The sequence below is a fragment of the Rufibacter radiotolerans genome (assembly GCF_001078055.1).
GTDB classification, from domain to species: domain Bacteria; phylum Bacteroidota; class Bacteroidia; order Cytophagales; family Hymenobacteraceae; genus Nibribacter; species Nibribacter radiotolerans.
This window is the reverse complement of sequence record NZ_CP010777.1, coordinates 3,009,420-3,027,421: the sequence shown is the minus strand read 5'-3', so window position 1 is coordinate 3,027,421 and position 18,002 is coordinate 3,009,420. Positions and strand designations below refer to the sequence as shown.

At 52.6% G+C, this 18,002-nt stretch carries 16 protein-coding genes; 12 read left to right on the top strand and 4 right to left on the bottom strand.

The window, feature by feature from the left end; all coding sequences use genetic code 11:
• Positions 1-576: 576 nt before the first annotated feature.
• Entirely contained in the window at positions 577-1,326 is a 750-nt protein-coding gene (locus tag TH63_RS12465) for a DUF72 domain-containing protein (protein ID WP_048921217.1), read from the top strand.
• Here the strand turns inward: TH63_RS12465 and TH63_RS12460 are convergent.
• Together TH63_RS12460 and ctlX are read right to left on the bottom strand one after the other, a co-directional pair.
• Positions 1,323-1,712 carry a YkvA family protein gene (locus TH63_RS12460; protein ID WP_048921216.1) on the bottom strand — a complete coding sequence of 130 codons (390 nt, stop codon included), beginning with the start codon at positions 1,710-1,712 and terminating at the stop codon, positions 1,323-1,325. The two genes, TH63_RS12465 and TH63_RS12460, sit on opposite strands and share 4 nt — an antisense overlap.
• Positions 1,713-1,851: 139 nt before the next feature.
• The gene (ctlX, locus tag TH63_RS12455; RefSeq protein ID WP_048921215.1) at positions 1,852-2,802 is read right to left on the bottom strand and encodes a citrulline utilization hydrolase CtlX; all 951 of its coding nucleotides are present in this window, start codon (positions 2,800-2,802) and stop codon (positions 1,852-1,854) included.
• Positions 2,803-3,878: 1,076 nt separating this feature from the next.
• Here ctlX and TH63_RS12445 point away from each other — a divergent pair.
• The 5 genes from TH63_RS12445 (at position 3,879) to TH63_RS12425 (ending at position 9,432) form a co-directional block, all read left to right on the top strand.
• The gene (locus tag TH63_RS12445; RefSeq protein WP_048921213.1) at positions 3,879-4,652 is read left to right on the top strand and encodes a 5'-nucleotidase C-terminal domain-containing protein; all 774 of its coding nucleotides are present in this window, start codon (positions 3,879-3,881) and stop codon (positions 4,650-4,652) included.
• A gap of 120 nt (positions 4,653-4,772) precedes the next feature.
• Positions 4,773-5,708 (top strand): bifunctional metallophosphatase/5'-nucleotidase, encoded by a 936-nt coding sequence (locus tag TH63_RS12440; RefSeq protein ID WP_048921212.1) that lies wholly within the window; start codon positions 4,773-4,775, stop codon positions 5,706-5,708.
• A gap of 95 nt (positions 5,709-5,803) precedes the next feature.
• Positions 5,804-7,228 (top strand): chromosomal replication initiator protein DnaA, encoded by a 1,425-nt coding sequence (dnaA, locus tag TH63_RS12435; protein WP_048922817.1) that lies wholly within the window; start codon positions 5,804-5,806, stop codon positions 7,226-7,228.
• A gap of 23 nt (positions 7,229-7,251) precedes the next feature.
• On the top strand, positions 7,252-7,701 hold the full coding sequence (locus TH63_RS12430) for an RrF2 family transcriptional regulator (RefSeq protein ID WP_048921211.1): 450 nt from the start codon (positions 7,252-7,254) through the stop codon (positions 7,699-7,701).
• A gap of 1,092 nt (positions 7,702-8,793) precedes the next feature.
• Entirely contained in the window at positions 8,794-9,432 is a 639-nt protein-coding gene (locus TH63_RS12425; RefSeq protein ID WP_048921210.1) for a peroxiredoxin, read from the top strand.
• Between the two features lie 93 nt (positions 9,433-9,525).
• Here the strand turns inward: TH63_RS12425 and TH63_RS12420 are convergent, their stop codons facing one another.
• Positions 9,526-10,026 (bottom strand): hypothetical protein, encoded by a 501-nt coding sequence (locus TH63_RS12420; RefSeq protein WP_156180585.1) that lies wholly within the window; start codon positions 10,024-10,026, stop codon positions 9,526-9,528.
• A 63-nt stretch (positions 10,027-10,089) separates the two neighbouring features.
• Positions 10,090-10,530, bottom strand: coding sequence for an OsmC family protein (locus TH63_RS12415; RefSeq protein ID WP_048921208.1), 441 nt, complete (start codon positions 10,528-10,530; stop codon positions 10,090-10,092).
• Positions 10,531-10,835: 305 nt separating this feature from the next.
• Here TH63_RS12415 and TH63_RS12410 point away from each other — a divergent pair, with 305 nt between their 5' ends.
• The 6 genes from TH63_RS12410 to TH63_RS12385 all read left to right on the top strand — a co-directional run bounded on the left by TH63_RS12410 (position 10,836) and on the right by TH63_RS12385 (position 17,941).
• Entirely contained in the window at positions 10,836-12,335 is a 1,500-nt protein-coding gene (locus TH63_RS12410; RefSeq protein ID WP_048921207.1) for a GH3 auxin-responsive promoter family protein, read from the top strand.
• A gap of 23 nt (positions 12,336-12,358) precedes the next feature.
• Positions 12,359-13,681, top strand: coding sequence for a hemolysin family protein (locus TH63_RS12405; RefSeq protein ID WP_048921206.1), 1,323 nt, complete (start codon positions 12,359-12,361; stop codon positions 13,679-13,681).
• 174 nt (positions 13,682-13,855) lie between these two features.
• Positions 13,856-15,010, top strand: a complete 1,155-nt coding sequence (locus TH63_RS12400) for a 1-deoxy-D-xylulose-5-phosphate reductoisomerase (protein WP_048921205.1) — start codon at positions 13,856-13,858, stop codon at positions 15,008-15,010.
• 94 nt (positions 15,011-15,104) lie between these two features.
• Positions 15,105-16,418 carry an RIP metalloprotease RseP gene (rseP, locus tag TH63_RS12395; RefSeq protein ID WP_048921204.1) on the top strand — a complete coding sequence of 438 codons (1,314 nt, stop codon included), beginning with the start codon at positions 15,105-15,107 and terminating at the stop codon, positions 16,416-16,418.
• Positions 16,419-16,519: 101 nt separating this feature from the next.
• Positions 16,520-17,023: a DUF6702 family protein gene (locus tag TH63_RS12390; RefSeq protein ID WP_048921203.1), complete on the top strand. Its 504-nt coding sequence runs from the start codon at positions 16,520-16,522 to the stop codon at positions 17,021-17,023.
• Between the two features lie 108 nt (positions 17,024-17,131).
• Positions 17,132-17,941 (top strand): hypothetical protein, encoded by an 810-nt coding sequence (locus tag TH63_RS12385; RefSeq protein WP_076606480.1) that lies wholly within the window; start codon positions 17,132-17,134, stop codon positions 17,939-17,941.
• The last annotated feature ends 61 nt before the right edge of the window (positions 17,942-18,002 follow it).

The following is an 18,002-nucleotide window of genomic DNA, read 5'->3' as shown; positions in this document are numbered from 1 at the left end:
GGGGCCCCGTCTTTCCCCCTCGCACTGCCCTTGCGGCCGCTTTGCTATCTGCTCTTAGTAAAGCTATTACAGGGCCACAAGCGAGGCGCTCAGAGTAAAGACTGGAATTGGGGAATGCGTAGAAGGCTGCGATGCTGTGTTTTAAGCACGTTTTTCTCAAAACAGCCTCAAAACAGAATAGCTCACATTCAACGCAGACTCTCCCCTTGAGGGGAGCGAAGAGGGGTGTTAACCCAGCAGGTGTACGCATAGAGAAACTGTTGGCACGGAACGCCGCTGGACCTGCGGGCGCTGCGAGCAAGCGGTATTGCCACCTGATACCTTCAGAGACAAGGCGGTGCCATTGTCTCTACCATTCCCAATGCATTTCCTCTGTAGAGACAAGTTCTCTTGCGGTGAAGGGGCAAAACAACCTTCCCACGCCTTCCCTGTAGGGACAGGGCTTGACCTGTCCGCACGCATTGCCCTCTTTCTCGTCCCCCTTTGAAGGGGGTAGGGGGTGACGCATACCTTCAGATCACGTCCAAACGGAGCCTTTCAAAAACCATAACCCCTCAATCTCCGTCTCTACTCCACATGGACATCGAAGAAGACAAATTATACATAGGAACCTCTGGCTACAGTTACGCCTGGAAAGGCATCTTCTACCCGGAAGACATCAAATCGGCGGAGATGTTGCCCTTTTATGCGCAGCACTTCAACTGCACCGAGGTCAACAGCAGCTTCTACCATTTCACCATGGAGAAAACTATTCTGAAGTGGCTGGAGATAACGCCGCCGCATTTTAAGTTCGCGCCTAAGCTGCACCGCTCCATCACGCATGAGAGCAGACTTCAGAACGTAGAGGAACCGCTTAAGAAATGGATGGACCGTTTCCTCCTGATGGGCGAACGACTGGGGCCGGTATTGGTGCAGTTGCCGGGCTCTTTCCATTACAATGAAATGGTAGCCAAACACTTTTTTACCTTGCTCCGGAAGCTTTACCCAGAGACGGTGTTTGCCCTGGAGGTGCGCCATGCCTCGTGGCACACAGACGAAGTGCTGGAATTGCTGGAGGAATTCAATATCACGTTGGTGGTGATTAGCGCCGGCAAAAGATGGCCCGCCCTGGCCACGTCTACCACAGACACGGTGTACATGCGGCTGCACGGCCATGAACAATTGTACCGCGGGGCCTACCCCGAAGAAGAGTTGGAGCGCTTCGCCTACATGGCGCAGGACTGGCTGTTAGACGGGAAAACGGTGTGGTGCTTTTTCAATAACACCATCGGCGGGAATGCGACCTCAGATGCCCAGAAGCTTCGGCAATTACTGCTAAACCTTTAATTTCTTTGATACCGGTGCCAAGCCCATTGCCCCACCCACCAGGCGGCCAAAAGCCAGAGCAGAATAATGACGGCGGCGGCAATCCGGTTCTTTTTGAGGGGCAGGCTGCCTTCCTGCGCCACTCGCTGCCGGAATTCTTCCAGTAAGTGCGGCGGAATCAATATTATGGAAAGCCAGATACCCAGCGGCAGCAGGAGAAGGTCATCCAGGTAGCCTAATACGGGAATAAAATCGGGGATAAGGTCAATGGGGCTTAAGGCGTAGGCCACCGTAATACCGGCCATGAGCTTGGCGAACCAAGGCACCCGCGCATCGCCTAGCGCCAGGGTAAGGGCTTTGATATCGGCCTTCAATCGTTTGGCCCACGCCTTAAGTTTTTGCCACATTCTTTATTGCGATAATTGCCCTGCAAATAGGAAAAGCGTTTTACGCCCGTTTTTCTGAAAATAAGCTGGAAATAGGATTGTTGATTGTTAATTGCTGATTGTTTAGGAGGATTAACAATCAGCAATTAACAATCAACAATTACACAAAAATCTCCGCCAGCATACAACGGGCGCTTCCGCCTCCGTGGGCCTCAATGGTCCTTAGGTCGGCGCGGACCATTTTGGTGAGTTGGTTGAGTACTTCAAACTGGTCTTTCCGAAGCGCCCTGTAGCCTTTCTCTGACATGATCAAAACCGGTTCGCCGGCTTTGTTGCGGACCTGCAGCATGTTGGCAGCCATCTTCTTGATCTGGGCCAGGCTCAGGTCAATGATCTCCTTGCCTGTATCTACCAGTGCCTCCAGTAAAAGGCCCTGTTCCTCTTCATCCTGTATCGCCTCCAGGCATACCAATGCAAAGTCTACCCCAATGCTCATGATCACATTGGTGTGGTAGATGGGCACGTTATTGCTGTCTACGGCATGGAACACCACGGGGCGGTACCCCATCTTCTCGCAGAACACCTCCAGGGGCTCTAGGTGGGTGCGGTCAGAGAGGCAGGCGTAGGCGATTTTATGCTGTCGGTCCAGCACCAGACTGCCGGTGCCCTCCAGAAACTTGCCTTCCTTTTCAAAATAGGTGAGGTCTATCACCTCGGTGAACGGCAGGCCGTGCTCTTCCTGCAGTTGGGCCAGCAATTCTGGGTGGCGCTCCTGGCGGCGGGTAGGGGAGAGCATGGGGTACAGCACCACTTTGCCGCCTTTATGGAAGGAGATCCAGTTGTTGGGGAAGATGGCGTCTGGGGTAAGGGGCGTTTCTGGGTCATTGACTACTACGGCGTTTACCCGCGCGGCCCAGAGCTTGAGCAAGAACTGGTTGAACTCATCCAAAGCCTTTTGCTGCACCTTCTGTTCGGCGCCCGCCGGCACCTCTTGCTGGAACGCGTTGCTGGCGGCGGTCTCCGGGTTGGCTCCAAAGGCCGAGGGGCGCACCAGCAGCACCTGGGTGGCTAAAGGATACGTGGGGTGGGTAGGGAGTTGGTTGGTTTCCATGGCGGGGCCTGTTCAATGATGGTAGGCGCAAGATACGGCAATTCAGGAAACCGACAGGGGGAAATGTGCCTAGCGTACGCGTTCAGCCAGGTGTAAAAAAGAAAAACCGTTTCGGGGCCGTTTTCATGAAAACGGCCCCGAAACGGGATGGACCAGAAAGATATAAAGGGTTTGTAAAGAACGGTTAGGGAATTAGACTGCCTTTGGAGTTGCTGGTGTTCCCTTTTTAAAGGATATGGCCTTTATGCGCCAGAAATAGCGGAAGCAACGGCCCATAATGCTTCTGAAACTTTTAGGAAAAGTGGCCCGGCACCAGCGCTTCAGTTCTCTTATCTCATGGGTGAGTAACAGCCGCAAACATTTTCTGAGTTCTTTCTCAAATAAGTCCACGTCAAAACTAACTTTAAGGAGAATGAATTTACTGTACTGCAGGTAAGAAATGCTCATGGTTTCTAAGACGGTGGTTAGGTAAGTTGCGCGAAGGTGGTAGTAACAGGAACGGGAAATGAATTCTGGCTGCTGGGTGGCAGGTTACTGAATTAACGGAGATCGAAAGCGTAAAGTACTTCTGGTGAAAATAAGATTCGCCGGAGAAGCAAGTACTCCCAGGGTGGCGCGGTACGGGAATAGGAGAGGAATGGTCCCGCTGGCGACCCAGGTTGTAACCTGCGGCGAATCAGGAGCCGGCCTTTTTAGGGGCCGCGCAATAGGTGAGGGCAGGCGCCTCTGTAAAGGCTTTCCTGCCGGCCGGTACCCAGTCATCTTCTGGTCTTTACCTGTCCTGAACAGGGGCCGGCAAAGGACCGGAGCCCTGCGCCCCACCAGGCGGACTATCTCCAAAGGTAACCGTGACATGGGTGTACAGGCAGTAAGACCATTAACAACCGGCTAACTACCGGTATGAAACAAGTATAGCAAAAAACTACTTCATTGTCAATAGGTTATAACTGGAACCGATTGGCGTTTAACTACGGTTTTAGAATTATTTAACGGCCAACCGCGGTTTAACGGCGGCTAAAGCGCTTTGGGTTTTTAACAAAGGCAGGCGTATCTTTGAGCAAATCCGTATTTACAACATGAAGTTTTTTTTGGATAGTTTTTCAGCCCGTTGTGTAGCCTTAGGCCTTGGGCTTGCCTTCGCTTTTACCAGTTGCCAACGCCCGCTCACCCCTTCCGCACAGCTTAGCCAACCCACTGATATTCTGGTGAACGTGCAGGTGGCCGCAGACCCAACCGCCGAGAAAACCATTGTCCCTTACCGCGCCCGCGTGGACCAGACCATGAACGAGGTGATAGGGCAATCGCCCGTAGCCCTGGAGAAAGGCGTGATAGAATCTGCCCTGGGTAATTTCGTGGCCGACCTGACCCGCAGCCAGACCATGGCCGTGTACAAGAAGCCCATTGACATGGCAGGGGTCACCAGCGGAAGCCTGCGCAACCCCATAGACAAAGGTCCCATCACGGTAGGCGATGTCTTTGAACTCATGCCGTTTGAAAATGAAATATTGGTCTTGACCCTGTCTGGCGAAACAGTCCAGGAGATGTTTGATTTTGCCGCCCGCACCCAGATTCTTTCGGTGGCCAACGCCACCTACACCATGCGCAACGGAAAAGTGGAGAGCATCTTTATAGACAAGAAGCCTTTTGACCGTGCCAAGACCTACACCATTGCCATCTCAGATTACCTGGCCAACGGCGGTGATAACATGAGTTTCCTGAAAAAGGCCCTTAAAACAGAGCAGGCAGGCTTGCTGGCCCGTGATGCCATCATGAAAGAGATAAAGCAACGCACCGCCCAGGGCAAGCCCGTTACCGCCGAGAAAGACGGCCGGGTGAAAGTGCTTAACTAGTAGCACGTAGCAAGTATCAGGAAACACGACCCTAGAAAGGTGTGGTGCCCTGGTACGCTAAAAGAAATTAAGTTTTAAAGACATCGCGTTACTTGATACGCGATACTTGATACAACTAAAATGAAACGCAGGGATTTTATAAAGAGTACCTTGGCCGGGACGGCTGGTTTAGCGGTGTTGGGCTTGCCTAGCATTGGTAGCGCCGCCGCTGCCCCCATTAAACTGACTATTCTGCACACCAATGACATGCACTCCCGCATTGACCCGTTCCCCAATGACGGGCGCAAGAACGGGGGTATGGGCGGCATGGCCCGGAGGGCCACGCTGGTAAAGCAGATCAGGGCACAGGAACCTAACGTGCTGTTGCTGGACGCCGGCGACATCTGGCAGGGGACCCCGTATTTCAACTTCTTTGGCGGTGAGGTGGAGTATAAGCTCATGACCCAGATGGGCTATGACGCCGCCACCCTGGGCAACCATGATTTTGACAACGGCCTGGAAGGCTTGCAGAAGCAGTTGCCAAACGCGGGCTTCCCGTTTATCATCGCCAATTATGATTTCACAGACACCATTCTGCAGGGGCGCTTTCAACCTTACAAGGTGTTCCAGAAAGAAGGGCTCAAGATTGGCGTGTTCGGTTTGGGGATTCAGCTGGCAGGCTTAGTGGCGGATAATAACTTCGGCAATACCAAATACTTAGACCCGGTGGCTACGGCTCAAAACATGGTGAAAACCTTGCGCGAGCAGGAGAAAGTAGACCTGGTCATCTGCTTGTCGCATCTGGGCTATAAGTATGAGTACCAGAAAATTGATGACGTGAAACTAGCTACCCAGGTAAGCGGCATAGACCTGATTATTGGCGGGCACACCCATACGTTTCTGGATGAGCCAGACCGCGTGACCCATTCCAGCGGACACGTGACCTTGGTGAACCAAGTGGGCTGGTCAGGCATTAATTTAGGCCGCATAGATTTTACTTTTGACAGAAAGAAGAAAACAAAAACTGCCACTACGGCCTCTGTTCTGCCTTTGAATAATAGTGTCAATATTTCGTAAGGTTCAAGTTTTTTGTTCAAGAGTTTTTTTTCATTTTTGTAGCCCTCTGGGAATTTTAGACACTCAAAAACGCGGGATTGGAAGAAGCGATGTTAATGGTAAAAGACTGTACAACCGTCTGGCATAACTGTTTACAAGTTATCAGGGACAACATAGGCGAGCAGAGCTACAAAACGTGGTTCGAGCCGATCGTGCCTTTGTCTCTGGTAAGTAACGTGCTGACCATACAAGTGCCCAGCCAGTTCTTCTATGAGTGGCTGGAAGAGCATTACGTGGGCCTGCTCAAGAAAGTGGTGTTTCAGGAACTGGGCTCTGAGGGCCGCTTGGAGTACTCTATAATTGTAGACCAGGGAAACGACCACAGCAAGCCGCAGACCGTTAACATCCCAACCAAGAAAGTGCCCAGTGCGGTAGTGAACTCTTACAGCCCGGAGCGCAGCTTCCTCAAGAACCCGTTTGAGTCGAAAGCCATTGACCGGCACTTCTTCAACTCGCAGCTCAACCAGAGCTATACCTTTGAGAACTACATTGAAGGTGACTGCAACCGTCTGGCGCGTTCAGCGGGCTACGCCGTCGCCAATAAGCCTGGTACCACGTCTTTCAACCCCTTAATGGTGTATGGCGGCGTAGGTTTGGGCAAGACCCACCTGGTACAGGCCATAGGCAACCATATCAAGAGCAACAACCCAGATAAGTTTGTGCTCTACGTGTCTTCTGAGAAATTCGTGAACCAGTTCATTGAGTCTCTCAAGACCAACAACGTGCAGGACTTCGCCAATTTCTACCTTTTGGTAGACATCCTCATCATTGATGATGTGCAGTTCCTGAGCGGCAAAGAGAAAACGCAAGAGATGTTCTTCCACATCTTCAACCACCTGCACCAAAGTGGCAAGCAGATTGTGATGACCTCAGATTGCCCGCCGCGTGACCTTAAAGGCCTGGAAGAGCGTCTGTTATCCCGCTTCAAGTGGGGCCTCACGGCCGATTTGCAGAGCCCGGACTTTGAGACCCGCATGGCCATCATCTACAAGAAGATGCAGAGTGACGGGATTCATATCCCTGACAACGTGATTGAGTACCTGGCCTACAGCGTGGATACCAACGTGCGGGAACTGGAAGGCGTGCTTATTTCGTTAATAGCGCAGTCCTCCTTGAACCGAAAAGAGATTGATCTGGAACTGGCTAAGTCGGCGCTCAAGCACATCATTGAAGATGTGGAGACCGAGGTAAACCTGGATTTCATCCAGAAGACCGTAGCCGAGTATTTCCAGGTAACCCTGGATTCCCTGAAAGCCAAGACCCGCAAGAAAGAAATTGTGACGGCGCGTCAGGTGGCCATGTATTTCGCGAAAGAGTTTACCAGCCACTCGTTGAAGTCTATAGGCTACCATTTCGGCGGCAGAGATCACTCCACGGTGATCCACTCGGTGCAGACCGTGTCTGACCTGATTGATACCGACAAGAAATTCAAGGCTTCCATTCAGGAGCTGCAGAAGAAGTTCAAGGTGAAGGCGGTTTAATAACGCGTTTTCTCTCACACCCTATGATTTCAAAAAAAGCCAAGTACGCCTTAAAAGCGCTTCTCTACCTAGCGAAGCAACATGAGCGCGGCCTGGTGCTCATTTCTGAGATAGCCGCCGCCGAGCGCATTCCCCGTAAGTTCTTGGAAGCCATTCTGGTAGACCTGAAGGTGCAGCAGGTAGTACAAAGCACCCGCGGAAAAAACGGCGGCTATACCCTGGTCAAAGACCCGGCGCAACTGTCGGTGGGCAACGTGATCCGCATGGTAGACGGACCGCTGGCCCCCGTGCACTGCGTGAGTCACCTCTACTACAAGAAATGCGAGGAATGCGTGGACGAGGCTACCTGTGAGATCAGGCTGCTTATGAAGCGCGTGCGCGATGCCACCTGTGATATTCTGGACACTACCTTCCTTTCTGATTTTTCTAAGGTCACCGCGCTGGTAGTGGAGGAAGAGGCGAATCAGATTTAATTCCCTTTTAATTTCTTTTGCTGCTGTTTTGAGCCTGTTTTTACGAAAGCAGGCTCAAAACAGCAGTTTTGTTTTTAGGGGGAAGAGGGAGCTTGTCTTCGGTATTTCACCTTCTGCCTTTGCTGGCGTGTTTTTGCTTTCGCTTAGGTATTTCCTATTCCGCTTTAGCTAGCGTAGTGTCCTTTCTTCCCTGAGTCCTTATGCTTCTACGTTTCATTTGTTCCCTCCGAGCGCTCACGGCCGCGGGGCCCCGTCTTTCCCCCTCGCACTGCCCTTGCGGCCGCTTTGCTATCTGCTCTTAGGTAAAGCTGTTGCAGGGCCACAAGCGAGGCGCTCAGAGTAAAGACTGGAAATCGGAGAAAGCGTGGAGATGCGTGTTTTAAGATTTGCGTTTTAAGTACGTTTTTAGGAAAACAGCTTCAAAACGCATCACCGCCAATTAAACGCAGACTCCCCCCTTGAGGGTGCGAAGGGGGATGTTTACACCAGCAGATGCACACAGGGAGATGCCGCTGGCACAGACGCTCGCAGGGCCTGCGAGCGGGCGGCATTGCCACCTGATCCGTAAAAGACAAGGCGGTGCCATTGTCTCTACCATTCCCGGTGTATTCCCCACGCATTCCCTGTAGGGACAGGGCTTGACCTGTTCGCACGCATTGCCCTCTTCTGCGTCCCCCTTTGAAGGGGGTAGGGGGATGATCACTCCTACTGACCAGCCTGCGCTTCCAGCCCGTTTTCCGGAAAACATCTTCAAACCACCCTCCTTAAAAACGGCTCCACCACTTCCGGTCAATGATTACCGAAGGTACTAACAAACTCAGCCTCATTTAAATAGCAGCTAAACCCTTCTCCCCACGCCTTCATCAACCACCTACCTCTGCTTTTAATAAATATTTATGTATACTCATAATTTCCATGTCAACTTGATAATTATCTTCGGGTTTAGTTGGATTTGAGGCAATTGGTCTCTTAATTTGTCTACTGAACCTATAGGGATTATTGAAACTAATAGAGGCAATACATCTTGAAAAGGAATCACACCAATGCGCATTTAAAATATCCATACCATTAACCACCTTAACAAATAAGACCATGGCATTACGATTAGGCGATATCGCACCAGATTTCACGGCTGAGACCTCTGAGGGTACCATTAATTTCCATGAGTGGATTGGCGATGGCTGGGCCGTTCTGTTTTCGCACCCGCGGGACTATACCCCGGTATGTACCACTGAGCTGGGAGCGGTAGCCCGAATAAAAGATGAGTTTGACCGCCGCAACGTGAAGGTGGCTGCTTTGAGCGTAGACCCCCTTGACTCACACCACGGCTGGATCCAGGACATCAACGAGACCCAGAACACCACCGTCAACTTCCCTATTATTGCAGACGCAGACCGTAACGTGTCTAACCTGTATGACATGATCCACCCCAACGCCAGCGACACGTTCACCGTACGGTCTGTGTTTGTGATTGGGCCAGACAAGAAAGTGAAGCTGATCTTTACCTACCCGGCTTCCACCGGCCGTAACTTCGCCGAGATTCTGCGCGTGATAGACTCCTTGCAGTTAACGGCCAACCACAGCGTGGCCACACCGGCTAACTGGGAGAACGGCCAGGACTGTGTAATTCTGCCCTCGGTGAAGCAGGAGGAGGTTGCCTCTAAATTCCCGAAGGGCCACGTGGTGATCAAGCCTTACCTGCGTACCACGCCGCAGCCTAACCTGGACTAAGCACCAGAAAAGGTCTAAAACAGAAACGGCCCCTCCGCAAAGAGGGGCCGTTTCTGTTTTAAGGGTGTTTTAGCCAAAACAGGCCGGAAACGTCTATTTTCGGCGGTTGGGAGCAGAGTTGTCCGTAACCGGAATGTCATGCTTCTTGGCCACCTCCATCAGTTTTTCTTTTACCAAGTTCTGGCTTTTGCGGTTGTTCACCAGTTTCAGGTCTATCTGGCAGCGGGTGCCGTCGCGCATGGTGAACTTGGCCAGCGTGTTATTAAGCACAATGCCGGTCACCTCTTGCAGGTAAATGGCCACCTTCTTTTTAAAGTGCCCGCGTTTTTCTACCACATAAGCCGGCGTGATCTCCAGGTAAGACTGGGTCCCGAACAGTGACGTGTTCTGGGCCAGAATGAACAGAAGGTAGCCAATGGCCAGTGCCATGAAAACATAGTGTATAAAATGGCGGTCATTGGTGGAACTTCCGGGCTCTGTAAAAATCAGAAACAAACTGTAGATAATCCACAGCAGCACCAGGGCCAACTGTACTCCAAAAGAAATTTTATGGTCGCGCGAAGGGCGCAAACCTACTCTAGCCAATGATCTCATGCATTAATTTTATCGGGCAAATATAGTGAAAATTCTAAGCAAGCTCTTAAACCCTGGCCTGGCTTAGGCGCCCTTTAGTGAAATGTTGAGCGTGATTTCCTTCACCGCGCCCAGCGCGCGGGAGATAGGGCAGCCTTCTTTGGCCTTCTGGCCCAGCTTCTGCAGGTCATCATTAGAGATGCCAGGCACGTCTGCTTCGGTCACCAGGTCAATTCTTCTAATGAACGGGCCGGTGTCGTCTTTGCCCAGCAAAACCTTGGCATCGGTCTTTATAGAAGTAGCCGGGGTGCCGTTACCTTCCAGCAGTCCGGCCAGAAACATGGAGAAGCAGCCTGAGTGGGCCGCGCCAATTAATTCTTCTGGGTTGGTGCCAGAAACACCCTCCTCAAAACGTGACCCGAAGGAGTAACGGGCATCATCTAATGCGCCGCTTTGGGTAGAAACCGTTCCTTTGCCTTCTTTAAGGCCTCCTTGCCAAACGGCGGTGCCAGTGTTAGTTGCCATAGTCTTTAGATTAGTGTTAGGTTGAATAGCCTTAAGGTACTAGAAAAAATGACAATTGGTTTTGCAGGGCAGAGAATAGACGATTTTTCCTATACCTGAAATAAATCTGTTTGCTTCCATCAGGTTTGGTCTTCCGTTTTAGAGCCGTTTCACGAAAAACAGCCCCGAAACGGCTGGCAGGCAGGGGCAGACCAGAACTTGCGTAAGATTACTATCTTTACCCAAACTCAATAAGTAAACCACCAGACCAGCGTTCTTTAGAATAGGTGTTTCAGGTATTGGGTAGTCACTAGCAACATGTCTACATGGGAGTTAAAGCGTTCTTGAGTAAGCCACTGGCCGCGTGGGTGCACGCCCGGCAGAAAAACTGGATGGAGCGGCCCGCCGAGGCCCAGCAACGGGTTTTCCAGGGCATTATTCAGAAAGCGGCGGGCACGGCCTTCGGGAAGGATCATTACTTTAAAGACATTCAAACGCCCAAAGACCTGGCCCAGGCGGTACCCGTGCGCGACTATGAAGCGTTGCGGCCTTACTTTGACCGCCTCAAGACCGGCGAGCGCGATGTGCTCTGGCCCGGGCTTCCGCTGTACTTCGCCAAAACCTCCGGTACCACCTCGGGCACCAAGTATATTCCCATCACCCCAGATTCTATTCCTAACCACATCAACGGCGCCAAAAACGCGCTGCTCAACTATATTCATGAAACGGGGAAGGCTCAGTTTCTGGATGGTAAGCTTATTTTCCTGAGCGGAAGCCCGGTGCTGGAGCAGGTGGCCGGCATTAATACCGGAAGATTGTCTGGCATCGTGAACCACCACATTCCCGCATACCTGCGCGGAAACCAATTGCCTAGCTACCAGACCAATATCATTGAAGACTGGGAAACCAAGCTGGACGCCATTGTCAACGAGACCCTGGGCCAGCCCATGACCTTGATCTCCGGCATACCGCCGTGGGTGCAGATGTATTTTGACAAGATCATGTCGCGCACCGGCAAGCACATCAAAGACGTGTTCCCAGACTTTAACCTGTTTGTGTACGGAGGCGTGAACTTTGCCCCGTACCGGGCGAAACTGATGGAGAGCATTGGCCGCAAGGTGGATTCCATTGAGACGTTCCCGGCGTCTGAGGGCTTTTTCGCGTTCCAGAACGTGCAGGATGACCCGGGCCTGCTGCTGCTAGCCGACAGCGGTATTTTCTACGAGTTCATTCCGGCAGAGGAGTTCTACCAGCCCCATCCGCGGCGCCTCACCTTGGCCGAGGTGAAGACCGGGGTGAATTACGCGCTCATCATCAACAGCAACGCCGGGCTCTGGGGCTATTCCATTGGCGACACCGTTAAGTTTACCTCCCTGTTCCCGCATAAGGTGGTGGTGAGCGGCCGCCTCAAGCATTTTATCTCCGCCTTTGGCGAACACGTGATCGCCGAAGAGGTGGAAGGCGCCCTGCAAGACGCTATGGCAGAATTTCCGGAGGTAGCCGTGACAGAATTCACGGTGGCCCCGTATGTAAGTCAGGGGGAAGACCCGTCTTACCATGAGTGGCTGGTGGCGTTTGCGCAGCCACCCCATGACCCCGAGCGCTTTGCCAAGGCCCTCAACTGGCACCTGCGTAAGCGCAACAGCTACTATGATGACCTGATCACGGGCAATATCCTGGCTACCCTGCAGGTGACCCCCTTGCCCTCAGACGCGTTTCAGGTGTATATGAAGCGGCAAGGCAAACTGGGCGGGCAGAACAAGGTGCCCCGGCTCAGCAATGACCGCACCCTGGCCGACGGCCTATTGGAGGCGGTGCAGAAATGAGATAACCTCTTATCATCCATGCTATGGAATTCTTGATCATGGTCATTTTAACCCTGCTAAACGGTTTCTTTGCCCTGTCTGAGGTTTCCATCATCTCCGTTAGAAAACATAGGATCCGGCAGAAGGCCCGCGCCGGGAACAAAAGCGCCCAGGCAGTGCTGGACCTTTTGGAAGAGCCCGAGGACTTCCTGTCTGCCGTGCAGGTGGGCATTACCCTGATCGGGATTGTCCTGGGGGTCTATGGCGGCACCACCCTCTCCGGGGACATGCAAGTGGTCCTGCAGCGGGTTCCCTGGCTGGCGCCCTACGCCGAAACCCTCTCCATTGTCCTGGTGGTGAGTTTAATCACGTATTTTTCCATGGTGCTAGGCGAACTCATCCCTAAAACCATAGCCCTGGGCAATAGTGAACGCATTGCTTTACTGGTGGCCCCCATCATTAAAGTTTTCACCAGAATGGCGCTGCCCCTGGTGAAGGTGCTGTCTGGCTCCACCAGTCTGGTGGTTAGGTTGCTGGGCGTGAAGGCACCCCAGGAAGAGAAGTTGTCTGAGGAGGACCTTCGGCATTTGATTGCAACCGCCGGCCGGCAGGGGGTACTGGCCCAGGAGGAAACCGACCTGCACCAGAATATTTTCCACTACTCAGAACAGAAAGCCAAACATCTGAAAACCCACCGCCGGGAGGTGGAGTGGGTGAGCCTACAGGATTCTGAGGAACAGATCAAGGAGAAGCTGCGGGAAAGCGGCCACTCTAAGTTTCCGGTATTTGACCGCCTGCAGGACCGGGTGGTGGGTATTTTGAACGCCAAGGAATTCTATGAGAACCTGTTGGGCCAGCACGTGCCGCTTACCGCCCTTATCCATGACCCTATTTTTGTGCCGGAGACCATGTACGCCAGCGTGGTGCTGAACCTGTTTAAAAAACACAAACAGTACCTGGGGGTGGTGGTAGACGAGTTTGGCTCCGTGGAAGGCATTATCACGCTCCATGATATCCTGGAGGCCATTGTAGGCGACATGCCGGACCCAGATGAGGTAGAAGAGCCGGAATTTATCCAAAGGGACCAAAGCAGTTTTTTGGTCAGTGGCATGCTGCCGGTAGAGGAACTGAATGAGAAACTAAAGCATGACTTCATCCAGAAAGACCCGGCGGAATATGTTACGCTGGCTGGTTTTGTCCTGCACCGGCTCGGCCGCATTCCGGTCACCGGCGAAAAATTGGAGCACAATGGCTTTGAGATAGAGGTAGTGGACATGGACGGTACCAAAATAGATAAGCTGCTGCTCAAAGAGATGCTGCCCGCCCCAGATCCTGGTTTAGACCTGATTTCCCAAAAACAGCCTTAAAACAGGAATCCCTGCCGGCTAATCCGTCTCTGCGGGCCAGAAACCCTTGCCGTCCGCAACAATACGGCCGTGAGTTGGTTCCTACCAGGAAGGAAAGGGCCCATGGCAGGAAGAGAGTCGTAGTTTTCCCTTAACTTCGCAGAAATAGCCTCAAAACGGCCATTTGAATTTTACATGAAGAAACGAGTTGCCATTCTTGGCTCAACAGGCTCCATAGGTACCCAGGCCCTGGAAGTGATACAAGCCCAGCCGCAGGCCTTTGAGGTAGAGGTATTGACGGCCCATTCCAACGCAGACCTGCTCATTGCCCAGGCCATTGCCTTTCAGCCCAACGCGGTGGTCATTACCCGAGACGACCTCTACGAGACCGTGCGCGAGGCCCTGGCGCCGCACCCCATCAAGGTTTACGCTGGCATGAACGCCGTGAGCTCAGTGGTGCAGATGGAGACCGTTGACATTGTCCTGACCGCCATGGTAGGCTATGCCGGGCTGCTCCCTACTATCAAAGCCATAGAGGCCGGCAAAGCCATTGCCCTGGCCAACAAGGAAACCCTGGTGGTGGCCGGCCAACTCATAACCCAGCTGGCCCGTGAGAAAGGCGTGAACATTTACCCGGTGGACTCTGAGCACAGCGCTATTTTTCAGTGCCTGGCCGGCGAATTCCATAACCCCATTGAGAAAATCATCCTCACGGCCTCCGGTGGTCCTTTTAGGGGCAAGGACCGCGATTATCTGCAGACCGTGACCAAGGCGCAGGCCCTAAAGCACCCCAACTGGGAAATGGGCGCCAAGATCACCATTGACTCGGCCTCGCTCATGAACAAGGGCCTGGAAGTGATTGAGGCCAAGTGGTTGTTCGGGCTCCGCAACGACCAGGTAGACGTGGTGGTGCACCCGCAATCTATCGTGCATTCTCTCGTTCAGTTTGAAGACGGTTCTTTGAAGGCGCAGATGGGCTTGCCAGACATGAAACTGCCCATCCAGTATGCGCTCAATTATCCCAACCGGCTTAAGTCTGATTTCCCGCGGTTCAATTTCCTCAATTACCCGCAGCTTACGTTTGAGCAGCCAGACCTGGAGACTTTTAGAAATCTGGGATTGGCCTTTGCCGCCATGGAGAAAGGCGGGAACGCGCCTTGCGTGCTCAATGCCGCCAATGAGGTGGCCGTGGCAGCCTTCCTGCGCGAGGAGGTGGGCTTTTTGGAGATGTCTGACCTCATCTCTGACTGTCTCGCTAAAGTTGCGTATATTGCCGAGCCTTCGCTGGCGGACTTCGTGGAAACAGACAAAGAGACCCGTCTTCGGGCGCTTGACCTGCTTCACGCCTAGGTTTCCCGCTGCCTTACAAGGACCCAGAATACAGAACAAAAAAAGCCAGACCACGCCTTCACGCGGTCTGGCAATTACCTTATAAACATAGTAAATGGATGCATTAGTAATGGCCGGCCAGTTGATTCTGGGCCTGACCATCTTGGTAGGAATACATGAGTTAGGCCACATGCTGGCCGCCAAATGGTTTGGGATGCGCGTAGAGAAATACGCTATCGGGTTTCCTCCCAAACTGGTAAGCAAGCAGGTAGGCGAGACAGAATATATGATTGGCATGATCCCGCTGGGCGGTTTCGTGAAGATATCAGGCATGGTAGACGAGTCCCTGGACACGGCTTCCCTTTCACAGGAGCCTCAGCCTTGGGAGTTCCGGGCCAAGCCGGCCTGGCAGCGCCTTATTGTCATGATGGGCGGCATTATTTTCAACGTGATAACGGGTATCATCATTTTTGCCGGCCTTACCTACCTATATGGCGAAAGCTATCTGCTGGCCAAAGACGTGAAATACGGCATTGTCACCTCTGAGATTGGCAAGGAAATGGGCCTTAGGGACGGTGACAAGATTGTGGCCGTGAATGGTAAACCGCTGGTAGAATTCCAGGATGTCTACAACCCAGACGTGATCCTGGGCCGGAACGGTTCCTATACTGTAGATCGCGCCGGACAGCAGGTACAGGTACCGGTACCCACTAACCTGATTGATAAACTAGCCGACGGCGACCGCATGGGCTTTATTGCCGCTCGTGAGCCTTTCGCGGTGAAATCTGTAAAACCGAAGACACCTGCCTCAGCAGCTGGTTTAGAGCCCGGTGACCGTATCACCAAAATCGGTAACCAGCCTATCCAGTTCTACCATGAACTAACCCAGGAGCTGCAGAAGAACAAAGGCAAGGCGGTGGCCCTGGAAGTTTCCAGAGGCGGTCAGACCAAAACCCTGCAGGCGACGGTAGATGAGGACGGTACCATTGGGTTCTACCCAGAAATGCTGCTGCCCCGCGCCACCCGTGAGTATGGTTTATTAGCCGCTATTCCGGTAGGCGCTGAGAAAGCGTTCTCGGTGATCACCACCAACATCAAAGGCTTCGCGAAGATCTTTAGAGCTGAGGTTTCTGCCTCAAAGGCCTTGAGCGGACCTATTGGTATTGCCCAGATCTACGGCGGTAACTTCAACTGGATCAACTTCTGGGCCATGACCGCCATGTTGTCTATGGTGCTGGCGTTCATGAACTTTCTGCCTATCCCGGCCTTGGACGGCGGGCACGTCATGTTCCTGACCTATGAGATGATCTCGGGCCGCAAGCCGTCAGACAAGTTCCTGGAGAATGCGCAGAAAGTAGGCATGGTGCTGTTGCTGGGGCTTATGGCCTTTGCCATCTTCAATGACTTCTTCAAACTGCTATTCAACTAGGCACAGAGAAAAATAAAAGGCTTCGGTCTTGGCATAACAATCATTTAAGAGATCAGGAAGAGACGCAATAAATTTGCGTCTCTTCCTGTTTAAAAGTACATATGAATATTAAGAAGGCTTTATATTTTGCTTTGGTGTGTGCCTTGGTGCTTCCGTTGTCCGCCTGGGCCCATGAGTTCCATACCAGTATCACAGACGCCCACTATAACCCCAAAACCCAGACCTATGAGCTGGCCGTGCGGGTGTTTGCCAATGACCTGGAAGAAGCCCTGAGCCGGCGACACAAAACCAACATCAGGTTAGACCGCTCTGAACGGGTAAACAAACTCCTCGCTGAGTACCTGCAGGCCCACCTGTCCATCTCAGGGGCTAAGGGAACCAAGGTGCCGCAGAAGTTTCTGGGTGCCCAGGAAGAGGCAGACGCGGTCTGGCTGTACCTGGAGATTCCGGCGGGCAAAGTCCCCAGCGGGCAACTGTTTGTGCAGAACGCCCTCCTCACCGAAGTATTCTCAGACCAGACCAATATTCTGAACCTGGAAATAGCGGGCAAGAAACGCTCTGTGTTGTGCCGTACCGGCGATGTGCAGAAGACCCTGGCGCTGTAGCAGAACAGGTGGCTTATTGAGGCTTAGGCTGGGGTAAGTTCCGGAAAGGAGAGGACCAGGTTTTGGGTTGGCAGGCAGAAAGATGAAAGGAATTATTAAGAGTACTTTATGAAAAAACATTTTCTAAAACTGGCCGGGCTTTGCCTGGTCCTGGGCACGGCAAGCTGTTCTTCTGTGTACATGCCCAACACCCCCAACACCCCCATGCTGAGCTCAAAAGGCGAGTTGAGCACCAGCGGGCACATCACCCTGAAAGGGAATGCCACCTTCAACTCGGCCTACGCGGTCACTGACCACGTGGGCGTTTTGCTGAGCGGGGCCATGATGAACAATAACAATAAAAAGAAAGACTTCCGGCATAACCTGCTGGAGGCCGGGGGCGGGTATTTCACCACCTTTGGGCCAGATGAGAACCGCATTCTGGAAGTGTACGCCGGTCTGGGCAAGGGAAGCAGTGACCGTACCTACAAAGACAAAACCTCTGAGGGCCTAATTACCTATGACCGCCAGGAGACCAGCTTCAACAAGTATTTCATGCAGGTGAACTACTCCTCCAAGAAAAAGAAATCCATCGGCCTCTTCGGGAAGGATTTTCCATTGAATTACGGCACCGCCCTGCGCCTGAGCTACGTGAACATGAGTGAGTTTGTGCGCAATGACGTGAAGCAGGCCACCGAGGACAACATCTTTTTTGAGCCTATCTTCTACACCCGCATGACCCTTACCCCGTCTTTGCAGCTGCAATACACCAGCGGCAGCAACTTCGGGCTGAAGAACCGCGAGTTCATGACCGCCGGTAACTCTGTGTTTAGCGTGGGCTTTATTGTGAACGTGGGTGGGCGCAAATTGAAAGAGGGCCGTGAGCCGCGGCAGAAGATTCCGCCTATCAAAGACCAGATCAAGACCATCAAGCTGTAAGTTAGAATTAGCCTTAACGCCGGGAGCCGTTTTGAGCCTGTTTTCTGAAAAACAGGCTCAA

Coding starts and splice junctions, on each gene's coding strand:
- ctlX (WP_048921215.1), bottom strand. CDS start 2,802: ATGGAAACCAACCAACTCCCTACCCACCCCACGTATCCTTTAGCCACC.
- TH63_RS12425 (WP_048921210.1), top strand. CDS start 8,794: ATGGCATTACGATTAGGCGATATCGCACCAGATTTCACGGCTGAGACC.
- TH63_RS12440 (WP_048921212.1), top strand. CDS start 4,773: ATGAAACGCAGGGATTTTATAAAGAGTACCTTGGCCGGGACGGCTGGT.
- TH63_RS12415 (WP_048921208.1), bottom strand. CDS start 10,530: ATGGCAACTAACACTGGCACCGCCGTTTGGCAAGGAGGCCTTAAAGAA.
- TH63_RS12385 (WP_076606480.1), top strand. CDS start 17,132: ATGAAAAAACATTTTCTAAAACTGGCCGGGCTTTGCCTGGTCCTGGGC.
- rseP (WP_048921204.1), top strand. CDS start 15,105: ATGGATGCATTAGTAATGGCCGGCCAGTTGATTCTGGGCCTGACCATC.
- TH63_RS12460 (WP_048921216.1), bottom strand. CDS start 1,712: ATGTGGCAAAAACTTAAGGCGTGGGCCAAACGATTGAAGGCCGATATC.
- TH63_RS12445 (WP_048921213.1), top strand. CDS start 3,879: ATGAAGTTTTTTTTGGATAGTTTTTCAGCCCGTTGTGTAGCCTTAGGC.
- TH63_RS12465 (WP_048921217.1), top strand. CDS start 577: ATGGACATCGAAGAAGACAAATTATACATAGGAACCTCTGGCTACAGT.
- dnaA (WP_048922817.1), top strand. CDS start 5,804: ATGGTAAAAGACTGTACAACCGTCTGGCATAACTGTTTACAAGTTATC.
- TH63_RS12420 (WP_156180585.1), bottom strand. CDS start 10,026: ATGAGATCATTGGCTAGAGTAGGTTTGCGCCCTTCGCGCGACCATAAA.
- TH63_RS12410 (WP_048921207.1), top strand. CDS start 10,836: ATGGGAGTTAAAGCGTTCTTGAGTAAGCCACTGGCCGCGTGGGTGCAC.
- TH63_RS12390 (WP_048921203.1), top strand. CDS start 16,520: ATGAATATTAAGAAGGCTTTATATTTTGCTTTGGTGTGTGCCTTGGTG.
- TH63_RS12400 (WP_048921205.1), top strand. CDS start 13,856: ATGAAGAAACGAGTTGCCATTCTTGGCTCAACAGGCTCCATAGGTACC.
- TH63_RS12430 (WP_048921211.1), top strand. CDS start 7,252: ATGATTTCAAAAAAAGCCAAGTACGCCTTAAAAGCGCTTCTCTACCTA.
- TH63_RS12405 (WP_048921206.1), top strand. CDS start 12,359: ATGGAATTCTTGATCATGGTCATTTTAACCCTGCTAAACGGTTTCTTT.